Annotated in this window: 22 protein-coding genes; 3 read left to right on the top strand and 19 right to left on the bottom strand. The window is 70.0% G+C overall.

The genetic code is table 11. The features are described 5' to 3' along the window. Positions 1-73: 73 nt before the first annotated feature. Both YIM_RS29300 and YIM_RS29305 read right to left on the bottom strand, forming a co-directional pair. On the bottom strand, positions 74-1,096 hold the full coding sequence (locus YIM_RS29300) for a phosphotransferase family protein (protein WP_153033403.1): 1,023 nt from the start codon (positions 1,094-1,096) through the stop codon (positions 74-76). Beyond that, complete coding sequence (locus tag YIM_RS29305) at positions 1,093-2,286, bottom strand: acyl-CoA dehydrogenase family protein (protein ID WP_153033404.1); 1,194 nt, start codon at positions 2,284-2,286, stop codon at positions 1,093-1,095. The genes YIM_RS29300 and YIM_RS29305 overlap by 4 nt, the downstream gene beginning before the upstream one ends. Before the next feature lie 116 nt (positions 2,287-2,402). On the opposite strand from YIM_RS29305, the gene YIM_RS29310 reads away from it, so the two are divergent. After that, a complete protein-coding gene (locus YIM_RS29310; RefSeq protein ID WP_228004081.1) occupies positions 2,403-2,975 on the top strand; it encodes a TetR/AcrR family transcriptional regulator in 573 nt (190 codons plus the stop codon). A 5-nt stretch (positions 2,976-2,980) separates the two neighbouring features. On the opposite strand, the gene YIM_RS29315 is transcribed toward YIM_RS29310, so the two are convergent. From YIM_RS29315 to YIM_RS29385, 15 genes are all read right to left on the bottom strand, one after another. Further along, complete coding sequence (locus YIM_RS29315; RefSeq protein WP_153033406.1) at positions 2,981-4,018, bottom strand: alcohol dehydrogenase catalytic domain-containing protein; 1,038 nt, start codon at positions 4,016-4,018, stop codon at positions 2,981-2,983. A gap of 10 nt (positions 4,019-4,028) precedes the next feature. After that, positions 4,029-5,522: a class I adenylate-forming enzyme family protein gene (locus YIM_RS29320; protein ID WP_153033407.1), complete on the bottom strand. Its 1,494-nt coding sequence runs from the start codon at positions 5,520-5,522 to the stop codon at positions 4,029-4,031. 10 nt (positions 5,523-5,532) lie between these two features. Continuing rightward, entirely contained in the window at positions 5,533-5,853 is a 321-nt protein-coding gene (locus YIM_RS29325; protein WP_153033408.1) for an EthD domain-containing protein, read from the bottom strand. 23 nt (positions 5,854-5,876) lie between these two features. Then, positions 5,877-6,245, bottom strand: coding sequence for a hypothetical protein (locus YIM_RS29330; protein ID WP_153033409.1), 369 nt, complete (start codon positions 6,243-6,245; stop codon positions 5,877-5,879). After that, positions 6,242-6,610, bottom strand: a complete 369-nt coding sequence (locus YIM_RS29335) for a nuclear transport factor 2 family protein (RefSeq protein WP_153033410.1) — start codon at positions 6,608-6,610, stop codon at positions 6,242-6,244. The genes YIM_RS29330 and YIM_RS29335 overlap by 4 nt, the downstream gene beginning before the upstream one ends. Before the next feature lie 114 nt (positions 6,611-6,724). Continuing rightward, positions 6,725-7,366 carry a TetR/AcrR family transcriptional regulator gene (locus YIM_RS29340; RefSeq protein ID WP_153033411.1) on the bottom strand — a complete coding sequence of 214 codons (642 nt, stop codon included), beginning with the start codon at positions 7,364-7,366 and terminating at the stop codon, positions 6,725-6,727. A 131-nt stretch (positions 7,367-7,497) separates the two neighbouring features. Further along, positions 7,498-8,580 (bottom strand): acyl-CoA dehydrogenase family protein, encoded by a 1,083-nt coding sequence (locus tag YIM_RS29345; protein WP_153033412.1) that lies wholly within the window; start codon positions 8,578-8,580, stop codon positions 7,498-7,500. Continuing rightward, positions 8,577-9,878, bottom strand: a complete 1,302-nt coding sequence (locus YIM_RS29350) for an acyl-CoA dehydrogenase family protein (protein WP_153033413.1) — start codon at positions 9,876-9,878, stop codon at positions 8,577-8,579. Before YIM_RS29350 ends, YIM_RS29345 begins: the two co-directional genes overlap by 4 nt. Before the next feature lie 9 nt (positions 9,879-9,887). Next, a complete protein-coding gene (locus YIM_RS29355; protein ID WP_153033414.1) occupies positions 9,888-11,048 on the bottom strand; it encodes a thiolase family protein in 1,161 nt (386 codons plus the stop codon). Beyond that, a complete protein-coding gene (locus YIM_RS29360; protein WP_228004082.1) occupies positions 11,041-11,445 on the bottom strand; it encodes a Zn-ribbon domain-containing OB-fold protein in 405 nt (134 codons plus the stop codon). Before YIM_RS29360 ends, YIM_RS29355 begins: the two co-directional genes overlap by 8 nt. A gap of 5 nt (positions 11,446-11,450) precedes the next feature. After that, positions 11,451-12,248: an SDR family NAD(P)-dependent oxidoreductase gene (locus YIM_RS29365; protein WP_153033416.1), complete on the bottom strand. Its 798-nt coding sequence runs from the start codon at positions 12,246-12,248 to the stop codon at positions 11,451-11,453. Further along, positions 12,245-13,474 (bottom strand): acyl-CoA dehydrogenase family protein, encoded by a 1,230-nt coding sequence (locus tag YIM_RS29370; protein ID WP_153033417.1) that lies wholly within the window; start codon positions 13,472-13,474, stop codon positions 12,245-12,247. Before YIM_RS29370 ends, YIM_RS29365 begins: the two co-directional genes overlap by 4 nt. Next, positions 13,471-14,238 (bottom strand): SDR family NAD(P)-dependent oxidoreductase, encoded by a 768-nt coding sequence (locus YIM_RS29375; RefSeq protein ID WP_153033418.1) that lies wholly within the window; start codon positions 14,236-14,238, stop codon positions 13,471-13,473. The genes YIM_RS29370 and YIM_RS29375 overlap by 4 nt, the downstream gene beginning before the upstream one ends. Next, complete coding sequence (locus YIM_RS29380) at positions 14,235-15,242, bottom strand: phosphotransferase family protein (RefSeq protein WP_228004083.1); 1,008 nt, start codon at positions 15,240-15,242, stop codon at positions 14,235-14,237. Before YIM_RS29380 ends, YIM_RS29375 begins: the two co-directional genes overlap by 4 nt. A 22-nt stretch (positions 15,243-15,264) precedes the next feature. Next, positions 15,265-16,053, bottom strand: coding sequence for an enoyl-CoA hydratase/isomerase family protein (locus YIM_RS29385; RefSeq protein WP_153033420.1), 789 nt, complete (start codon positions 16,051-16,053; stop codon positions 15,265-15,267). A 186-nt stretch (positions 16,054-16,239) separates the two neighbouring features. Between YIM_RS29385 and YIM_RS29390 the strand changes: the two genes are divergently transcribed. Continuing rightward, positions 16,240-17,583 (top strand): MFS transporter, encoded by a 1,344-nt coding sequence (locus YIM_RS29390; protein ID WP_153033421.1) that lies wholly within the window; start codon positions 16,240-16,242, stop codon positions 17,581-17,583. A 28-nt stretch (positions 17,584-17,611) separates the two neighbouring features. Further along, complete coding sequence (locus YIM_RS29395) at positions 17,612-18,358, top strand: SDR family NAD(P)-dependent oxidoreductase (protein WP_153033422.1); 747 nt, start codon at positions 17,612-17,614, stop codon at positions 18,356-18,358. 163 nt (positions 18,359-18,521) lie between these two features. Here the strand turns inward: YIM_RS29395 and YIM_RS29400 are convergent, their stop codons facing one another. Both YIM_RS29400 and YIM_RS29405 read right to left on the bottom strand, forming a co-directional pair. After that, positions 18,522-18,929, bottom strand: a complete 408-nt coding sequence (locus tag YIM_RS29400) for a hypothetical protein (protein WP_153033423.1) — start codon at positions 18,927-18,929, stop codon at positions 18,522-18,524. A 151-nt stretch (positions 18,930-19,080) separates the two neighbouring features. Further along, positions 19,081-20,343, bottom strand: coding sequence for a WD40 repeat domain-containing protein (locus YIM_RS29405; protein ID WP_153033424.1), 1,263 nt, complete (start codon positions 20,341-20,343; stop codon positions 19,081-19,083). Between the last annotated feature and the right edge of the window lie 17 nt (positions 20,344-20,360).

The following is a 20,360-nucleotide window of genomic DNA, read 5'->3' on the forward strand; positions in this document are numbered from 1 at the left end:
ACAGATTCCACGCTGTGCATAGAGCAGGCCGGGCCCGTGCTGGAAGCTCGGCTCGGCGATGGGTCCAGTCGATCTACCGGCCTTTCGCCAGTGCCCGCAGCCCGGCCGCGGCGAGTGGGGCGACGGCGGCACCGACCTGCTCGAAGCCGTCGCCGCGGGTCAGGCCCTTGAGGTGGCGTGCGTGAATTCCTTCGGCGATCACGGCGATCTTGAAGTAGCCGAGACCGAGGTAGAAGTCCAGGTTCGCGAGGTCTCGGCCGCTGGTGTGCGCGTACCGCCGCGCGAGGTCGGCGGGTGGCGGCAGGCGGTCGCTGGTGGAGGCGGCGGCACCGGCCAGCACGGGTGCGAACGCGGGATCGGCATAGACCAGGTGCAAGCCCAGGTCTGCGAGTGGGTCGCCGAGCGTGGCCATTTCCCAGTCCACCACCGCGCGCACCACGGCCGGGTCGTCCGGGTCGAGAATAGTGTTGTCGATGCGGTAGTCCCCGTGCACGATCGACGCGCCGCTCTCCGGCGGGCAGGCCGCGGCCAGGCGGTCGTGAAGGCTGTCGATGTCGGGCAGCGAGCGGGTCCGCACCCGCTGCCACTGGTCGTACCACCGCCGCACCTGCCGGGCCAGGTATCCCTCCGGACGCCCGAAGTCCTTCAGTCCCAACGCTTCCGGGTCCACCTCGTGCAGCTGGGCCAGTACGTCGACCACGCCGTGCGCGCAGCGCGCGATGTCGGCCGGGGCGAGTGCGTGGAGTTCCGCGGTCGTGCGGAGCACCCGCCCTGTCACGTATTCGACGACGGAGAACGGCACGCCCAGCACCTCGGGACCGGCCATCGCCACCGCTCGCGCGACCGGCACGCCGCTCCCGGCCAGCGCCGCGACGATCCGGTACTCACGGCCCATGTCGTGCGCCGACGGCGTCAGCTCGCCCAGCGGGGGCCGCCGCAGGACCCAGCGCCGGGTGCCATCGCCGAGCACGAAGGTCAGGTTCGACCGCCCACCTCGCAACGGTTCCGCGCTCAGCCCACCGGTGAACCCCGGCACGTGCTCGGCGAAGAACCCCTCCAGCGCGGGAAGGTCCAAGCCGTCCACCTCGGGCCTCATTCCGACACCGCCGCGTCGTGGTGCCGCAGCACACGCCGGGCGATGGACCAGCGATGGGTCTCCGAAGGCCCGTCGTAGACGCGGAACGGCCGCACCTCACGCAGGAACCGGCTCAACAGGATGTCCCCGGAGATGCCCAGCGACCCGCAGATCTGCACCGCGCGGTCGACCACCCGCCAGATCGCCTCCGCGCAGAACGTCTTGGCGATCGAGGTGGACTGGGCGGCCGAGCGCCCTTGGTCGAGTTCCCAGCAGGCTCGGAGGATCAGTCCGCGGGAAGCGGCGATGTCGATCTCGTTGTCGGCGATCATCTGCTGCACCATGCCCAGCTCGCCCAGCCGGGAGCCGAACAGCCGCCGCTCGGCGGCACGCGCGACGGCGATGTCCTGGGCCCGCCTGGCGATGCCGAGCCAGCGCATGCAGTGCGTCATCCGCGCCGGCCCGAGCCGTACCTGCGCGTACCGGAAACCTTCGTCGACCTCGCCGAGCACGGCACCGTCCGGTACCACGCAGTTTTCGAAGAGCAGCTCGACGTGACCGCCGTACAGGCTTTCGTCGAGCGTGTCGATGTGCCGGACCGTCTTCATGCCGGGATTGTCCGCGTCGACCAGGAACATCGTCGCCCCACCGGTTTCACCCGGCTCGCCGGAGGTGCGGGCCATGCAGATCGCGAACCCGGCACCGTCCGCGCCGGTGATGAACCACTTGTGACCGTCGATCCGCCAGCCGCCGTCGACCCGCGTCGCCCGGGTCGCCAGCGCTACGGGATCCGAGCCCGCCCCGGGAGCGGGCTCGGTCATCGCGAAGCACGACCGGATCCGTCCCTCCGCCAGCGGCCGCAGGTACTTTTCCCGCTGCCCCACCGTCGCCACTGCCTCGAGCAGGTGCATGTTGCCTTCGTCCGGTGCGGCGATGTTCAGCGCCAGCGGCCCGAGCAGCGAGTACCCGGCTTCCTCGAACACCACCGCGCGCGCCCGCATGTCCAGCCCGTGCCCGCCGTACTCCCGCGACACGTGTGGCGCGAAGACGCCCGCCTCCTTCGCCGCGCGCTGCAGCTCCGCGCGCACTTCGTCGGAAGTCACCACGCCGCGGTGCTCCTCCTCCACGGGGATCACCACGTCACGGACGAACGCCGCGGTCCGCTCCGCGAGAGCGGCGACGTCCGAATCCGGCGCGAGGTCGACTGCCATGACGCCTCCGATGGTCGGCTAATCGTCGTTAGCCGAACGGTAGGACGAAGAGGTTCTTGCCGTCAATGAGAGGATGTATCGGCTACGTCTCATTAGCCGAACGAGCAGGAGTGAAAGTGGACCGATTCGGCGACATCCGCGGCTCGGCGCTGGAGCTGTTCACCAGCAAGGGCTACGAAGCCACCACGATGACCGACATCGGCGCGGCGGCCGGCATGCGCGGGCCGAGCCTGTACAAGCACGTCGCGTCCAAACAGGACATTCTCGCCAAGATCATGACCGCCACCATGGAACAGCTGCTCGCGGCGCACCACACCGCCGTCGCCGGCACGACCGGCCCCGCCGAACGGCTGCGCCGCGCCACCGAAGCACACGTCCGCTACCACGCCCGCCACCGGCTCGAAGCCTTCGTCGGCAACCGCGAGATCCGCAGCCTTCGTGAGCCCCATCGCGGTCAGGTGCTCGAGCTTCGCGCCGACTACGAGACCTGCTTCCGTGTCCTCGTCCAAGCCGGCGTCGACGCCGGAATCTTCACCGTCGCCTCGGTTCGCCTGGCCTCCTACGCCATTCTCGACCTGGGCATGGGCGTGGCCGCGTGGTACCGCGACAACGGCGAACACAGCGAAGACGCTGTCGTGTGGCAGTACAGCGACTTCGCCCTTCGCCTGGTCGGCGTGCACACGCCCTGACGTGGTCAGCCCCGCCGGGGATCCAGCACCGCCCGGCCGGTGATCTTGCCCGCCCTCAGCAGGTCGAACACGCGACCCGCTTCGGAGAGGCCGAACACTTCCGCGCGCACGGGCAGCGATCCGCCTCGAGCGAGTGCGACCACCGCGGTCAGCTCGTTGCGCGAACCCCAGAACGGCAACCGGATTCGGCAGCCCGCGGGCAGTGGACCGGGTTTGGTCACCGGCAGGACCCCGCCCCCGCTGCCGACGACGACCAGGTCGCCCGCCGTGCGCAGCAACGACGGCGCGAGCTCGACACTGCTTGGTGCGGCAGCGAAGTCGAAGACGACGTCGGCGCCCCGGCCGCCCGTGGCAGCGGCGACGGCCTCTGCGGCCGATTCGAGCGCGACCGCCGTGGTGGCCCCGTGCGCGCGAGCCAACTCCAGCGCCTCCTCCCGGGTGTCCACCGCGATCACACGTGCGTCGGTCAAGGACTGCAGGACACCGAGTGCCAGGTGCCCGAGGCCACCGACACCGATCACCACCGCTACGGCTTCTGGCTGGGAAAGCATCGGCAGCGATCCGGCGACGGCGTGGTAGGAGGTGAGCCCCGCGTCCGCGAGCACCGAAGCTTGCACGGGATCCAAGCCGTCCGCCGCGACCAGCCGCGCCGAATCGACCGTGACGGCTTCGGCCATGCCACCGTCGAGACCGAGGCCGAGGCCTGCCGCGGTGAGGGATCCGCTGTTGTCGCAGTAGTTGGTTTCACCGTGACCGCACCGGCCGCACTTCCCGCAACCGACGGGTGCGTGGACCACCACCTGGTCGCCGATCGCGACCGGGTGCTCCCCCGGGCCGAGTGCGGCGACGCGTCCGCAGATCTCGTGGCCGAACGTGAACGGGAGGGCGTAACCGGCGGCCACGCCACCGGCCAGTACCGCGAGATCCGATCGGCACACCCCGGCCGCCAGCACGTCGAGCCGGACCTCACCGGGCCCCGGCACCGGTTCGGGTACATCCTCCAGTGCGGCGGCGTTCGCCCCGATCATCCGGAAAGCACGCATGAGCCTCTTTTCACTCCGCCCCGGCCGCGTTTCTCAGCCTCTCGGCCAGATCGGCCGCTTCTCGCCGGGAAAGCTTGCCGACCCGGTTCTGCGGCAGGGTTTCGACGTGGAACAGGTACTCGGGCCACTTGCCCTTCGCGAGTCCCTCGTGCGCGAGGTGGCGCTGGATTTCCTCCAGCTCCAGGTCATCGCGTTCGGTCACGAGCAACGCGGCGATCCGTTCCCCCAGCACGTCATCGGCCACGGGGACAACGCAGACCTGCTGTGCTTCGGGGTGCCGCGCGATCGCGCTCTCGACTTCGGTGATGTCGACGTTGCGCCCGCCGCGGATGATGATGTCCTTTTCCCGCCCCTTCACCGAAACGGTGCCGCCGGGATGGATCTCCATCAGATCCCCGGTCGGGAGGAATCCGTCCTCCGTGAGGTCCGGTGGTGCCACCTTGCCCGCCAGCGCGTACCCGGTGAACAGCGAAGGACCGCGAACCTGCGCTCGCCCGATCTCGCCGGGCCGGACGGGAACGCCTGCTTCGTCGACCGCGCGCAGGACGGTACCGGGGAACGGGACACCATCGGTACCCAGCCGTCGTTCCTCCGGGTCCGACGGCAGCGATGTGGTGTGCCCGAGGCATTCGGACATGCCGAAGACACGCAGGATCCGGGTGCCCAGGTGCCGCTCGGCCCGGCTCAGCGCGCCGGCGTCCATCGGCCCGCCACCGACCGTCATCGCGGTCATCGCGGTCAGCGCCCCGGCCTGTTCGGCGGCGGCACCCATTTGCAGCGCCATGGTGGGAACGCACATGGTCCACCGCGCGCGGTGGTCGGCCATCAGCCGTACCGCTGTCGCGGGATCCCACCGGTCCAGCAACAGGATCGGCCCGCCGAGCATGAGCGGGAGGTACAGGCCGAAGCAGACCGCCGCGGCGGAGGACAGCGGCACCAGGGCGGCGATCGGGTCACCTGGTCGCAGCCCGACCGCGTCGATGGTGCTCCGGCCCGCGTAGCGCAACGCCGCCTCGCTCTGCACCACGCCCTTGGCCCGGCCGGTGGAGCCCGAGGTCAGCCCGATCACCACACCACCGGCCCAGCGATCGGCGGGCCCCCGCCCGGCACCGGCGGCGCACCAGCCGTCGAACACGGTGGTCTCCGCCCCGAACCGAGCACCGGCATCCCAGCCCGCAAAGGACACCGCGGACAGCACTGCGGCGTCGGGCTCGATGTCATCGCAGGCGGCGGCGAACTCTTCACGGGTGCTGTGCCTGTTGATCAGTGCCAGTGTTCCGCCGAGCCGTCCGACGGCGACCGCGGCGACGACCGTGCGCCAGGTGTTGTCCGCCTGCAGCAACAATGTCGGCTGTTTTCCCGCCAGCTCCGCCAGTACCGCGGCGAGGTGGTTCGCGGCGCCGAGAACGGCACCGGCGGTGTGCGTGCCGTCCGCGTCGATCGCGACCACGGCGTCCGGGTCGGCCGCCGCGCGCTCTGCCAGTTCGGCTGCGAGTTCCTTCATCGCCGCCCCTTCACGGGAGGAACATCTCTCGCTCTTCGCCGAGCAGGGCGATCCGCTTGCCGCGCATCGACCCGACATGGCGCACCGCCGCCGCCCACTCGGGACTGGCCAGCGCGGCGCGCGCGGCGCGCTCGTCGTCGAAGCTGAGCACCGAAAGCCCGTCCCAGCCTTCCGAGCGGGGCTCCAGCGCGCTCGACACCGCGGTGTGCCGCCACGCGCGCAGACCGGGCAGCGGATAGGTCACCTCGGCGTGCTCACCGCGCCACCAGGTGATGAACTGCTCGTGCGTCCACTCCGGCGGCCTGGCCGCGAGAAGGGCGAGGTTGAACATGGGGATCTCCTTCGCGATCGGGTTCAGACGGCTTCGATGTCCAGCTCCGGTGACCTGCCGATCATCAGCGACTCCACCCTGCCGTCGTCGTCGAGCCGGGCGGCGGCCACGAAGGTCGATTCGAACTCCCCGGCCCGGCGGGCCTGTCCCAGCACCAGCTCGTCCCGGCCGTGCGCCGAGCTGGTCAGCACGTGGTGGGTGAGCACCCCCTTCTCGCGCTGGAGCAGATAGCCCTCCATCGCTTCACGGCCACCGGCGAAATCGGTCGCCGCTCCCCCGCCGGTGCCGAAGACGATGGAGAAGCGGAATCCGGGGGAAATCAGCTCCAGCACGTCCTCCGGCCGGTCGGAGTCGATGGTGGCGAACCAGCGGATCAGCGTGGTGGCGCTCATGCGGCACCACCTCGCGGGAGCGGGAACATGCCGAAGTCCGGGTGGAAGAAGGCCTGGTACCGGGCGACGCGGTTGGCCGGGGAGAGCAAGGCGACCGAGGAGAACGAGCCGGTCCCCCGGCCATCTCCCTCGAGCACCACCCCGTAGACCATCTCGAGATCACCGTCCGCGCCGCGGCGCCGGACGGAGTGCTTGCGCCCCACCGCCGGGCGGCCCGCGATGTAGGCCTCCAGATCCGCCAGCCCCGCGCCGCGCACCTCGTTGCCGGGCATGGCGATCAGGAACTCGATCCCCGGTTCGACCAGCTCGAGCCCGCTCAACGGTTCCGGGCCGTCGAGTCGTTCGTAGTAGTCCTCGATGATCACGACGCCGTCCTCCTTGACGAGATTGACGAGATTGACGAACGGCCTTGAACTGACTTTGGTTCAGTTTGATGTCGCAGAGCCTAACCAGGCACTTTCCGGCGGGCAAGGGGCCCCTCAGCCCGCCGGATCGCTCCCCGCGACCATGCGCGCGCAGCAGCCCTCGATGACACCCGAGATGGTGGCCAGGTCCTGCGGGCCGTCCGGCCGGTACCAGCGCCAGACCCCGACGATCAGCCCGAGCAGGCTGCGCGCCATGATCAGCGAGTCCTGCGGCGGGAACTCACCCCTGGCGATGCCCTGCTCGATCAGCTCGGCCCAGTTCCGCTCGATCCGCACCACCAGCTCCCGGCACGCGCGCCGCTCGGTCTCCTCGCGCTTCGACGCCCGTTCGTTGGCCAGCAGGGCGATGTTCGCCTGGAGGATCCGGTTCTGCTGCACCTCCTGCGGCGAGATCGCGTAGGCGGCCGCGGCGGCGGCCCGCAGGCCGGCCAGCGACGTCGGGGCGGCCGCCGTCGCCTCGCGGAACGCGGCGTCGGAGTTGCGCAGCCCGAGCCGCATGATCGTGAGCAGGCAGTGCGCCTTGGACTCGAAGTAGTGGTAGAGCGCGGTGTGGCCGATGCCGACCCTGGCGGCGATGTCCGACCACTTGGTGGCCTCGTAGCCGACGTCACCGAAGCACTCGACGGCCGCCGCGAGAATGGCGGGCCGCTTCGACCTCGGGCCGTCGTCGACCTCGGTCAGCGCCTCGATGCTCATGTTCGACCTCCTCCGCACTGGTGCCGCGACGAGTCTAGACCGGAAAGCTGAACCGGGTTCAAGTTGCCCGCCGGGGCGAGGGGGCGGTCGACGGCGTCTCGATCGTCCGTCATGGCTTCGGTGCTTGCCACTCAGGCTCCGATCGCGTCGAGCAGGGCGTCGTGGTGGCTCTCGTCCACCAGGACGGCGCTGGTCAGGGCACGGCGGACGTGCAGGTGCGCGGAATGCTCCCAGGTGAACCCGATACCACCGTGGACCTGGACGTTCTCCGCGGCGACCCAGCGATAGGCCGCACCGCACACCAGTGCCGCCGTCGCGGTCGCGGCAGCGGCGGACGGCGGGTCGTCCGAAATCGCGGCCGCGGCCCACAGCGACGCCGACCGCGCCGCTTCGACCCGGACCGCCATGTCGGCGCAGCGGTGCTTGATCGCCTGGAAAGCGGCGATCGGCCTGCCGAACTGGACCCGGTTCCGCGCGTGGTGCACGGCGAGTTCCATCGCGGCGGCGGCACCGCCGGTCTGCTCGCACCCGAGTGCCGCCGACGCGCGCTGGAGCACCAGGCCGATGACGGCGGCGGCCTCACCCGGCGTGCCGACGGGGACGGCCGCGACGCCGTCGAAGGTGATGTCCGCGAGCTGGCGGTTGGGATCCATGGCAGGCAACGGGGTCCGGTCCACTCCCGCGGCCATACCGTCCACCGCGAACAAGGTCGGTCCCCCGGCGGTGTCCGCCGTGACGAACAGCAGGTCCGCGGACGCCCCTTCGACAACGAGTACCTTCCCGCCGTCGAGCCGCCAGCCCGCGCTCGGCTCGAAAACCGCCCAAGTCTGGCTGTTCTCCCGATAGGCCAGCGTCGCGGTGGCGTCGCCGGCCACCAGCTTCGACATCAGTTCGCGTCGCGTCTCCTCGGCGCCGGAGCCGTGCAGCAGGACGCCGACCCCGAGCACCGCGGTCGAGAACCAGGGCAGCCGGGCGAGCGAGCGCCCCAGTTCTTCGGCGACCACGCCGACCTCGCGGAAGGTGGCGCCCATACCACCGTGCTCTTCGGGCACGTCGAGACCGACCGCGCCGATTTCGGTGGCGAAGCGCCGCCACACCGCAGGATCCCAGCCACGGCTGGGGTCTCGGGAGGGTTCGGTGTGCCGTTCGAGGAAGTCACGGACCACCGCGCGCAGTTCCTCGGCGTCGGCATCCGGGGTGATGCGCGGGATCATGCCGTTTCTCCGTCCTCGGCCGCGAGCAGGTCGGCGTAACGCAGGGTGGCCTCGGCCCGCCGGTTCGGCAGCGTGTAGGGCGGGAACAGTCCTTCGTCGGGCTGGGTGCCACGCAGCAGCGCCTGTGCGAGGTTGACCTTGTGTACCTCGGTCGCGCCGTCGGCGAGTCCCATGTGGAACGACTCCAGCACCCACTTGCCGAACGGCAGTTCCTTGGAGATACCAAGGGAACCGTGGATCTGGATCGCGCGGCCGGCCACGTCGGCGAGCACCTTCGGCATGGCGGCCTTGACCGCGGAGATGTCCGCGCGGACCTTCTTGTAGTCGTTGTAGCGGTCGATGCGCCAGGCGGTGCGGAGCACCAGCAGCCGGAACTGCTCGAGCTGGATCCACGAGTCGGCGATCATCTCCTGCACCAGTTGCTTGTCGGCGAGCCGTTCGCCCTTGCTGGTGCGTGACACCGCACGGCGCTTCATCATCTCGAACGCGGTCCGCACGAGCCCGACCGTGCGCATCGCGTGGTGGATCCGGCCCCCGCCGAGGCGGGTCTGCGCGACGGCGAACGCCCCGCCCCTGGCCCCGAGCAGGTTCTCCGCCGGGACGCGTACGTCCGTGTAGCGCAGGTATTGGTGGGTACCGGTGGATTCCTCGTGTCCCCACACGGACACGTCGCGAACCCGTTCCACCCCAGGGGTGTCCGCCGGCACGACGAACATGGACATGGACTTGTGCGGTGGGGCTTCGGGTTCGGTGACGGCCATGACGATGAGGAACTCCGCGAACGACGCGTGGCTGGAGAACCACTTCTCGCCGTTGATGACCCAGGTGTCGCCGTCGAGCCGGGCGGTGGTGCGGAACGCGGTGGGGTCGGAGCCGCCGTGGGGCTCGGTCATCGAGAAGCACGACACGATCTCACCGTCGACGAGCGGTTCGAGATAGGTCTTCTTCAGGTGGTCACTGCCGTAGTGGGCGAGGATCTCCGCGTTCCCCGAGTCCGGCGCCTGGCAGCCGAACACCACCGGCCCGGAATGGGTGCGGCCCAGCTTTTCGTTGAGCAGCGCGAGCCGGAGTTGCCCGAAGCCCTTGCCACCCAGCTCCGGGCCGAGGTGCGCGGCCCACAGGCCACGCTCGCGGACCTGCCGCTGCAGCGGTGCGATCAGTGCGTTGCGGACCGGGTCCCTGGTGTTCCAGGCGTGCTCGATCACCTGGTCCACCGGTTCGACCTCGGTGCGGACGAACTCCTCGACCCAGTCCAGTTCCTCCTGGATCCCGGGATCGGTTTCGAAATCCCAGCTCATCACCCGCTCCTAACGCGTGAGCACCGTGCAGGCGGAAATGCCCGGCGCCCCGTAGACGTGGGTGAACCCGACTCGCGGGTCACCCGGAACCTGGTGTGCTCCCGCCGCACCGCGCAGCTGGAGCACGTTCTCGAAGACCTGCCGCAATCCCGACGCACCGATCGGCTCGCCGTTCGCGAGGCATCCGCCGTCGGTGTTGACCGGCAGGCGCCCGCCGATCCCGGTCTCCCCGGCGTCGATCAGGTCCTGCTGCGCACCGTGTTCGCACAAGCCGGTTTCGGCCAGGTGCATCAGTTCGGCACCGGATTCCGTGTCCTGCACCTGAGCGACGTCCACTTCGGACGGTTCGACACCCGCTGCTTCGAACACCGCGCGCGACGCCTCCACCGTCGGCGAGTCCGCGCGCTCGGAGGCGATCCAGGGCGCGAAGACCTCGAAGGATCCGTAGCGGCGGCTGCGGAAAGCCGCGGCACGCAGGAAGATCGGCCGTTCGGAGTACTCGCGTGCCTTGTCCGCGCGGCACAACACCAGGGCGACCGCGCCTTCACCGGGTGAGCAGTACATGTACTGGGTCAGCGGGTGCGAGATCATCGGCGCCGCGGCGATCTCGGCGGCGCCCAGCTCCTTCCGCCGCCACGCCATCGGGTTCTTCGCGCCGTTGCGGAACGCCTTCTCCGCGATGGCCGCCAGCACGGCCGGGTCGAGGTTGTGCTCGTGCAGGTAACGCTGGATCTTCATGCCGAAGAACTGCGTCGTGACCATCAGCCCGGTCTCGCCGTACCAGGAGCCGATTCCGTGCTCGGCGGGGTCCGTGTTGAACGCGCCGCGCGGGTGCTTGTCGAACCCGATCACGATGCCGATGTCGTGCTGACCCGACCTGATCGCCGCCTCCGCCGCGATCAGCGCGCTGCCGCCGGTCGCACACCCGTTGGCGACGTTGATGAAGGGCAGCCCGGTCAGTCCCAGCTCGGAAACCAGGGTGTCGGCGTCACCGGCGGAATGCGAGCCGCCGAAGCCGAACCGCATGTCGGAGAAGCGCAAACCGGCGTCCCGCAGGGATTCCCTGGCCGCGTGCACGGCTTGCGCGCGGCCGGACACACCTTCCGTGCGGCCGAACCGGTGCATGCCGATCCCGATGATCGCGACTTCCGGCCGTGGCCGCTCAAGCATGGTCCACCCCCACGAACGCGAAGGTGTACACCGGCCGTCCGTCGGCGTCGTCCCGGAACGGCACGAAGGTCAGTTCCATCGGCATCCCGATCTCCAACAGCGCCGGATCGTTCTCGACCAGCCGCGCTTCGACGATCAGCTGCCCCGGCAGTTCGACGTACCCGACGCCGTACGGCTCGTGGGCTTCGGCGCCGGTGTAGGGCGGTTTGGGCCGGAAACCCTGGATCGTCCACGACCACAACGTGCCCTGGCGGGCCAGTTCGACATCCTCCATCGCCGAGCCGGTGCATCGTGGACACCCTTGCTGCCGCGGGAAGGTGTGGGCACCGCAGCCGGAGCAGCGGCTGCCCAGCAAGGCGAACCCAGCCTGGGTTTTGGTGAACAGCGAATCGTCCACGGTCTTCACGGTGCGGCCAGCCTTCCCCCGTCGACGGCGAGCAAGGCACCTGTGGTGTAGGTCGCGTGCGGCCCGCACAAGTACAACGCGGCACCGGCGATCTCCTCCGGGCGGCCGACCCGCCGCGACGGCCACTGCCCGGCCATCTCCCCCACCGCCTCCATGTCCCAGGCCTTGCTGATGTCGGTGAGGAAGGGCCCGGCGAGGATCGTGTTGACCCGGACGTCCGGCCCGTACTCCTGCGCGAAGCCCGCGGTGAGTGTGTTGAGGGCGGCTTTCGCCGCGGCGTAAGGGAGATCGGAGGCTGTCGGCCGCCCCGAGGCCATCGACGAGATGTTCAGCATCGCGCCGCCACCCCTGGCGGCCATCCGCTTGCCCGCGGCGGCCATCAACCGGAACGGGCCCTTGAGGTTCACCGCGATCACCTTGTCGAACAACGCCTCGCTGACCTCGTCCAGGCTCGGGTAGAGCGGCGCGATCCCGGCGTTGTTGACCAGCACGTCGACCGGTGCCAGTGACTCCTCCACCTCGTCGAGCAACTCGGGAAGCCGGTCCCAGTCGCCGACGTGGGCCGCGTACGCGTTCACCCGGCGTCCGGTCGCATCGGCCAGTTCCCCGGCCAAGGCCGCGCAGCTTTCCAGCTTGCGCGACACCACCGCGACGTCGGCTCCGGCGGCGGCGAAGGCGATCGCGATCTCCCTGCCCAGTCCTCGTGAACCGCCGGTCACCAGCGCGGTCCGGCCCGCGAACGGCTGCCCGCTTTCCCGGACCGCCGCGACGGTCTCGGTGATGCTTCCGATCATTTCGGGATGTCCTTCCAGGCGATACCGCGGTCGGCGCGGGGTTCCGGGGGCAGGCCCAGCAGGCGCTCCGCGATGATCGTGCGCTGCACCTCGTCCGAGCCGCCGGCGATGCGGTATCCCGGCGCGCCCAGCACGTGCTCGGTCCAGCGGTAACTGCCGTCGCCGGTGTCGGCGACGAGCCTCGGCCCCAGCACCACCGCGGCGGCGTCCGAAACCAGCTGGAGCCGCTGGGACCAGGCCAGCTTCCGCAGGGAACCCAGCGGCCCCGGCTCACCGCCCGCCAGCCGCGACTCGCGGTCGCGCTGAGCGGAAACCGCCGCGACCCGTTCGGCGGCCCACACCTCCGCCAGCAACCGCCGCACCTCGGGATTGTTCATCCGCCCGAGCCGCCGCGCGTCCTCCGCCAGCTCGGCGAACCCGCCGCCGAGATCCGCGTTCGCACCGGAATGGCCGCGTTCGAAGCCCAGCGTGGCCAGTGTCACGGACCATCCGGCGCCGACGTCACCCAGCCTCAGCGAGTCCGGGATCCGGACCTCGTCGAGGAAAACCTCGCAGAAGGACGATCCACCGGACATCTGACGCAGCGGCCGGACTTCGACGCCCGGTGTGTCCATCGGCAGCAGGAACGCCGTCAGTCCCTTGTGTTTCGGCACCTCCGGGTCGGTCCGCGTGATCAGCTCACCCCATCCGGCGAACTGGGCGCCGGAGCTCCACACCTTCTGCCCCGTCACCACCCACTCGTCCCCGTCGCGCACCGCACGGGTCGCCAGTCCGGCGAGGTCCGATCCGGCGGACGGCTCCGAGAACAGCTGGCACGCCAGCGCATCCCCGCGCAACAGCGGGCGCACCAGCTTTTCCTGCTGTTCCGCGGTACCGAACATCCGCACCGTCGGCGCGATCAGGGCGGTGCTCACCGAAGTCAGCTCGTGTTGTCCTGGCGTCTCGAACTCCCGCTCGGCGTCGGCGAAAGCCTCTTCGTGCAACGCGGTCAGGCCTGCCCCGCCGTGCTCGACCGGCCAGGACAGGGCGCCGTACCCGGCGTCGAACTTCGTGCGCTGCCAGTCCTGGATGCGGGTGATCAGCGCGCGTTCCTCGGCATACGGCAGGTCGTGGAACACCGCGACCGAGCGCCGCGGTCCGTCACCGCGTGAGGGCAGCAGCCCGGCCAGCCACTTGCGCGCGGCAGCGGTGAACTCGGTCAGTTCCGCCTCCGACACAGCGTTCATCGGGCGGTCCACCCCCCGTCGATGGCCAGCACCTGGCCCGTGCAGTAAGTCGAAGCGGCCGAAGCGAGGAAGAGCAGCGCACCATCGAGTTCGGCGGGATCACCGGACCGCCGGAGCATGGTGTTGCGCTCGATCCAGCGCAGCGAAGCGTCATCTTCGAACAGGGCGTCGTTCATTTCCGTGCGGAACCAGCCCGGGGCGAGCGCGTTGACGCGCACCCCGGCCCGACCCCAGTGCCCGGCGAGCTGGCGGGTCAGTCCGACGAGCCCGGCCTTGCTCGCCGCGTAACCGGCGCCGCCGCGGGGTGCGGTGGACACGAGCCCGACGATCGAACTGACGTTCACGATCGACACCGGACGGTCCGCCGCGGCACCGGCGACCAGTTGCGCGAGGTGGAACGGCGCGGTGAGGTTCGTCGCGAGCACGTCGGCGAAGGCCTCCGGGCTTTCCTCGTGCGGACGGGATTTGCTCGCGGTCCCGGCGTTGTTGACCAGGATGTCGATCGCGCCGTCCTCCGCGACGACCCGCTCGACGAGCGCGGCACGGTCTTCCGTCGACGACACGTCACCCGGCATCACCCGGATTCCGGGGACGTCGGCGGCGAGCTTTTCGAGCCGCTCCTCGCGGCGGGCGGAGGCCCAAACCGCCGCTCCGGCCGCGGCGAGCACGCGGGCGAACCGGTCGCCCAGCCCGGACGAAGCTCCGGTGACCACGGCGGTGCGCCCGGTCAGGTCGAACAGCTCACCAGGGACGGGAACGTTCATCGGCGCTCCTCCGCCAGCAGGCGCCGGGCGTCCGCGATCATCGCCGCGATCGCGGGCGGCAACTGCTCCTGGACGGGATCGTGGTGCGCGCCCGTCCGGTGCCGGACCAGGTTGTGCCCCATGATCGCCGCCATTTTCATCCGGCCGAGCGCGCTGAACCACACCGTGGCCTCGGCCGTGCCACCGTCGTCGCCCCGCGCCTCGCGGTAGGCCTCGCCCAGTTCCCGCTCGGACGGAAGCCCTTCGACCACACGGCCGGAGCCGGGGAAGAGCCGGCCATCGGTGAACACGCCGAACCAGCCGAGGTCGACCCGCGGGTCACCGACGCTCCAGATCTCCCAGTCGATGAGCGCCTGGCGCACCTCGCCGTCGAACAACAGGTTCCCGAGGCGGAAGTCGCCGTGCAGCACCACGGGTGGCACCGGTTCGGGCACGTGCGCCAGCAGTTCGCCGACGAGTTCCTCCCCGCCGGGGCGCAACTCGTCCGGCACGGCCCGCATGGTCCGCGCCCACCGCCCGACCTCCTCGCCGGGAACAGTCGCCTCCGGCGGGGTCCGGCCGGAGGCGGTGACGGACCGGCCCAGCTCATCGAGCGGGACGGCGTGCAGCGCGCCCAGCACCCTGGCGGCATCGAGCATCCGGGCGCGGGCGAGCGCGGGCTCGATCTCCGCATCGACCTCGAGCACGGGTTCCACGGCCTCACCACCGGCGAAGTCCATCGCGAACCACGCCGGCTCCTCGTCCTCCCTGGCCCGGACCGCGGGAACCGGGACACCGGTGCCCGCCAGCGCCGTCAGAATGGTGGCCTGGTGCAGAACATCGTTGCGGCCCAACGCCTTCCGGCCCGGCGGCACCGCCTTGACGACATAGCAGGCGGCCGCGTCGCGGATGACGTAGGTCAGCCCCGAACGCCCGCCTTCCAGCACGGTCAGCGGACCCGCGTCCGCGAGCCCGAGCGCGTCGCGCACCCTGGCGCCGAGCACCGGGTCGGCGTCGGTTTCCATTGTGGACGTCCTCATGCTCTGGTCAGCGCCCGGTCCACTTCGGCTCGCGCTTCTCCAGGAAGGCCGCGACACCTTCGGCGGCATCGTCGGAGTTCAGCGTGACCCCGACCGCGAGGTGCTCCAGCACCATCAGCGAAGCGATGTCCGCGTCGAGACCGCGGTCGATCGCCATCTTCGTCAGCTTCATCTGGAACGGGCTCTTGTCCGTGAGCCGGCTGACGAACTCCTCGACCGTCGCGTCCAGCCGGCCCTCGGGCGCACTGGCGTTGATCAGGTCGAACTCGTCGGCTTCCTTGCCGGACATCAGCTTTCCGGTGAGCATCAGCTCCTTGGTCTTCCGGATGCCGAGCATCCGCGGCAGCCGGTAGATCGGCCCCGCCCCGCCGAACAGCGCCCGGCGGATGTGGAAGTCCCCGATCTTCGCCGTTTCGTCCGCGATGGCGAAGTCGCACGAGATCATCACCTCGAACCCGCCGGCGGTCACGTAGCCCTCGAGCACCGCCACCGACGGCTTGGTCATGTTGTAGAGGCGGTCGCAGACCTTCGCCGAGACCACGGCGACGTCCATCGCCGTGCTCGAACCGATGAAGTCCGACTGCAGGCTGTCGAGGTCGAACCCGGAGGAGAAGGTGTTCTCCCGCCCGCGCACCACCACGACCCTCAGCTCGGGGTCGGCCTCGATCTCGGTGATGATGCCGTCGAGGCGGTGCAACATCGCCACCGTGATGCAGTTGCGCTTGTGAGGGCGGTTGAACCAGATCCGCGCGACCTGCCCGTCACGCTCGAACTGGAGGTCGTCTTCGACTGCCATGCTTCCTCCCAAATTGAACTGAACTCACTTCAAGTTCGCATGGCGTGCCCAACGACGTCAAGACCCGGCTGCGGCCGCCATCAAGGGATGGGGACTTGAACCAATGTCAGTTCATGTCTACGGTGTGCTCACGCCGGGCCCCCGCGGGCTCCGGCGGTCGTCCCGTCAGAGCGCAAAGGAGCGCCGATGCCGACACCCACGTTGACCGACCAAGATCGAGTCGCCCGCAGAGCGGCACTGGCAGCCGCGGTGGGAACCGCCATCGAGTACTACGACTTCGCCATCTACGGGTACCTCGCCGTCGTGCTGGCCCCGCTGTTCTTCCCCGGCCAGGACGGCCTGCTCGGCGTGCTCAGCACGCTCGGCGTCGTGTCCAGCGGGTTCATCGCCCGGCCGCTGGGCGGGCTGTTCTTCGGGCGGCTGGGCGATCGCCGCGGGCGCAAGGCGGTCCTGATGGCCACCGTGACGCTGATGGGCGCGGCGACCACCCTCACCGGACTGCTCCCCACCTTCGCGTCGGCCGGTATGGCCGCGCCCATCCTGCTCACCCTCCTGCGGATCGTGCAGGGCTTCTCCGCCGGTGGTGAGATCGGCGGTGCCGCCTCGCTGTCCACCGAGTCCGCGCCCGCCCTGCGGCGTGGCTTCTTCGGCTCCGCGACCTCCATCGGGATCTCGCTCGGTCTCGCCGCCGCGGCCGCGACGGTCGGCACCCTCAGCGCGGTCACCTCCACCGCGCAGCTGAGCGAGTGGGGCTGGCGAGTTCCCTTCCTCATCGCCGCGCCGCTGCTGGTGGTCGCCGTCCTCTACCGGATGCGCGTCGAGGACTCCCCGCTGTTCCTCCGGATGGTGGAGGAAGCGGCTCCGCCGAAGGCACCGGTGACCGAGGTCTTCCGCGACCACAAGGCGGGCGTGCTGCGGGTCGTCGGCATCGCCTATTCCACGATGACCACCGGCGGCCTCGCGTCGGTGTACCTCCTCGTCCACCTCTCGGCGGTGCTGAAGTATCCGCTGACCGGCGCGCTGTGGCTGATCGTGCTCATCGTGCTGATGCCGCTGGCGATCATCCCCTGGTCGGGTTCGCTGAGCGACCGCTTCGGGCGCCGCCGGGTACTGACCGCGGGCATGGCGGGCTTCGTCGTGCTGTCGGTTCCGTGTTTCTGGGTGATGCAACAGGGATCGCTCGCGCTCGCCGTGGTGGCCGCGTTGATCCTGAACATTCCCTTCAGCGTCCAGCAGGGCGTGGTCTACGCCCAGTACTCGGAACTCTTCCCGACGCGCGTCCGCTACACCGGCGTCTCACTCGGCTTCAACATCGGCGGTGTGGTCGGCACGGGGATCGTCTCGCTGGTGGCGACCTGGCTGGTCACGGCCACCGGCATCACCCTGGCTCCGGCCTTCTACGCCATCTTCGCCGCGCTGGTCGGGCTCGCCGTCATCGCGACCATGCGTGAAACCTCGGGGAGCGCCTTGCGGGAACGGGAGATTTCCGAGGTGCCGCGATCCGCCGACGGGGGTTACACCGCTGTTTGACCTTCCACCAGTGAGAAAGGGGCAGGCCTTGCGACGGTTCGACGGCCTGAACGTGCTGCTGACCGGCGCCACCGGCGGCCTGGGCACGGCAATCGCGGAACGACTCGCCGGCGAAGGCGCTTCGATCGCCCTCACCGACATCGACGTGACCGCCTGCGAGGAACTCGGGAAACGGCTCGGCGGCACCACACTGGCCGTCCACCTCGACGTCGCCGAGGAAGACGACTGGCTGCGCGCGGTCGCCACGGTGCGGCAGGAGTGGGGCTCGCTGCACGTCCTGGTGAACAATGCGGGCGTCGGAAGTCTGGGCACCGTGGAGACCGAGACGCGGCAACGGTGGGATCAGGTCGTCGCGATCGACCAGCTCGGCACGTGGCTGGGCATGAAGCACGCCGGCCCGCTCATCGAACGCTCGGGTGGCGGCGCGATCGTGAACATCGGGTCGATCCTCGGCACGACCGGCGGCCTCGCCAACAGCTTTTCCTACGCGGCGGCCAAGGGCGCGGTACGGGCGATGACAAAGAACGCGGCACTGCACTGGGCGACCGCCGGGGTACGGGTCAACACCGTCGTCCCCGGCTTCATCGGCACGCACACCCTGCTCGAACGGTACGAGCACACCGACCGCCACGCCGCGATGCTGGCAAACACCCCGATGCGACGCCTGGGCCACCCGGCGGAAGTCGCCGCCGCCGTCGCCTACCTGGCCGGCGGCGACTCCGCCTACACCACCGGCACAGACCTCCACGTCGACGGCGGCTGGTCCGCCCGATAGCCACCCATTCGTGAGTCGCGCTCAGGGTTACTTTCTGAATCAGCCTGGTTGAGGTTGACGTAGTGCTTCGGCCGCAGCGTGTCATGGGCCGTGCCGACGATTTACTCGGGCGTCGCTACCGCACGGCCCGCCGCGAATCCTGACATGGTGGATCGCCGAGAACTTACTCGACGACCTTGGTCGTCTCCCGGCAGAACACCTGGTTGCCATTGTCCCAGCCACACGCATCGAAGTAAGCCGTGTCGCCGTTCGTGAAGCTCGACGGGAGGGAGATACAGGACGTTTCACCGTTGTAGGCGTGGACGCTCTTCTTCCAGGAGCCGAACTTCACCGTCAGGCCGACGGACGTCCCGGCCGGGGAGAGATGGTCCGTGAGGCACAGGTCATCCCGGTCGTCACCGCCGTTGCTGTCGTCAAAGACGACATGGCCCCAGCTGTCACCATTTCCGATGTACCATTTCTTTCCGTCCGGCGTGTCGGCGGCCGCGGACGCCGACCCGACGAAGGCGCCCAGGGTCAACACGGTCATCCCCGCGGTCAGAGCGGCGCTGACCAGGATCTGTCGTTTCACTTTTGTCCCCCAATGTTGGGTATTCGGGATAGTGGCCCCATTTCGCTGGGGCACGGGCATCAGCATTACCGACGACCCGGGGCGGGCACACCACCTTTTCCCCGGAGGGAAAACACGTCAAGCCCAGCGAACTCGGCGGTGCCACCGCCCATCACAAAACCTGGCGGACCGCGGACCGAGCCTGCGCGCTGAGACGCCACAACCGCACGGTGCCGTCGACCGAGTCGGAGGTGGCCAGCACCGAACCGTCGGGGTGCAGGGCCATGGTGGTGGCGGGCGTGTCGATGGTTCGCACGAGCCTGCCGGTGGCGAGTTCCCGGACGTCGACACCGCCGCCGGGAGAGCCGGTGGCGCGCAGGCCGGCGGCCGGGGCGACGGCCGTCCCCTGACGAAAATCGGCGCCGAACGGTCGCGGAAGTTCCTCGACCGTGCCGTCGGCGCGAAAGGTCACGCCACCGGGAAAGGGCGTGGACAGGCGTGCGGAACGGCTGGGTGCACCGGTGGCGACCTCCCACAGGACGGCCACCGCCCGCGAGCCCGGCCCATGTCCCCACACGGCGAGCGCCTCGCCGTCCTGGCTGAAAGCCAACCCGTTCACCCGCACCGGAGCCACCAAGAGTTCCCGCCAGGGCTGTTCAGCACCAAGGATCGCCGCCAGGTCGCTCTCGGCGCCCCGCTCACCTTCGGCGGCGAGCACCCGCAGTTCCGCGATCGCTTCGTCGCGTCGCTTCTGCTGCGACAGCAACGCCGCTCGAGTACGCCGGTACGCCGACGTGGCGAGCAGGTCGATCGCCACTGCCCGGAAACCGGCGAGCCACCAGCCTCGCGACTCCTCCACCAGACGTTCGTGCAGCCAGTCGCTCGGCCCGATGTCGGCCAGCAACGCCACCGCGTCCGCGGTCCGGGCTCGCCACCACAGCAGCACGACCCAGGACAACTCCAGCGTCGCGCCCTCCCGGCGGAGCCGGTCGAGGTAGTCCGTCCGCACACCGGAACGGTCGGCCAGGCCGCAAGCCCGCAGCCAGCCGCCCACCCGCCGGAGGTCGGCCGAGTGCTCCGGAGCCCGCCGCAGTTGTGCCACCGCCTCCGCGTAACGCCCCTGCCCGGCCAGCAGGCTCGCCAAGCGCCGCTGGGCCCGGTGACTTCCGGCGTCCGCCAGCGGCCGCAGCACCTCGATGGCCTCGGGCAGCCGCCGCTCACAGACGAGGTGCTTCGAGTAGGCCCAGCGCGCGAACCGGTCACCGGCGGTCATCCGCTCCCGCAGCTCATCGAACTGACCGGCGCGCGCCAGGCAGCGGACGAGGTGCCACGCCGCCTGCTCGTCACCGGCGGCCGTCAGGTCGCGCAGTTCCTGGACGCGCCCGGCCCGCGCAAGCGTTTTCGCCCTCTTGCCCCGAGCACAAAACTCGTTCACGGGCGGATCCACTCCAC

Origin of the sequence: Amycolatopsis sp. YIM 10, assembly GCF_009429145.1 — a bacterium.
In the GTDB taxonomy this organism is placed as follows: Bacteria; Actinomycetota; Actinomycetes; order Mycobacteriales; family Pseudonocardiaceae; genus Amycolatopsis.

Coding starts and splice junctions, on each gene's coding strand:
- YIM_RS29300 (WP_153033403.1), bottom strand. CDS start 1,096: ATGAGGCCCGAGGTGGACGGCTTGGACCTTCCCGCGCTGGAGGGGTTC.
- YIM_RS29305 (WP_153033404.1), bottom strand. CDS start 2,286: ATGGCAGTCGACCTCGCGCCGGATTCGGACGTCGCCGCTCTCGCGGAG.
- YIM_RS29315 (WP_153033406.1), bottom strand. CDS start 4,018: ATGCGTGCTTTCCGGATGATCGGGGCGAACGCCGCCGCACTGGAGGAT.
- YIM_RS29320 (WP_153033407.1), bottom strand. CDS start 5,522: ATGAAGGAACTCGCAGCCGAACTGGCAGAGCGCGCGGCGGCCGACCCG.
- YIM_RS29325 (WP_153033408.1), bottom strand. CDS start 5,853: ATGTTCAACCTCGCCCTTCTCGCGGCCAGGCCGCCGGAGTGGACGCAC.
- YIM_RS29330 (WP_153033409.1), bottom strand. CDS start 6,245: ATGAGCGCCACCACGCTGATCCGCTGGTTCGCCACCATCGACTCCGAC.
- YIM_RS29340 (WP_153033411.1), bottom strand. CDS start 7,366: ATGAGCATCGAGGCGCTGACCGAGGTCGACGACGGCCCGAGGTCGAAG.
- YIM_RS29345 (WP_153033412.1), bottom strand. CDS start 8,580: ATGATCCCGCGCATCACCCCGGATGCCGACGCCGAGGAACTGCGCGCG.
- YIM_RS29350 (WP_153033413.1), bottom strand. CDS start 9,878: ATGAGCTGGGATTTCGAAACCGATCCCGGGATCCAGGAGGAACTGGAC.
- YIM_RS29355 (WP_153033414.1), bottom strand. CDS start 11,048: ATGCTTGAGCGGCCACGGCCGGAAGTCGCGATCATCGGGATCGGCATG.
- YIM_RS29365 (WP_153033416.1), bottom strand. CDS start 12,248: ATGATCGGAAGCATCACCGAGACCGTCGCGGCGGTCCGGGAAAGCGGG.
- YIM_RS29370 (WP_153033417.1), bottom strand. CDS start 13,474: ATGAACGCTGTGTCGGAGGCGGAACTGACCGAGTTCACCGCTGCCGCG.
- YIM_RS29375 (WP_153033418.1), bottom strand. CDS start 14,238: ATGAACGTTCCCGTCCCTGGTGAGCTGTTCGACCTGACCGGGCGCACC.
- YIM_RS29380 (WP_228004083.1), bottom strand. CDS start 15,242: ATGGAAACCGACGCCGACCCGGTGCTCGGCGCCAGGGTGCGCGACGCG.
- YIM_RS29385 (WP_153033420.1), bottom strand. CDS start 16,053: ATGGCAGTCGAAGACGACCTCCAGTTCGAGCGTGACGGGCAGGTCGCG.
- YIM_RS29390 (WP_153033421.1), top strand. CDS start 16,240: ATGCCGACACCCACGTTGACCGACCAAGATCGAGTCGCCCGCAGAGCG.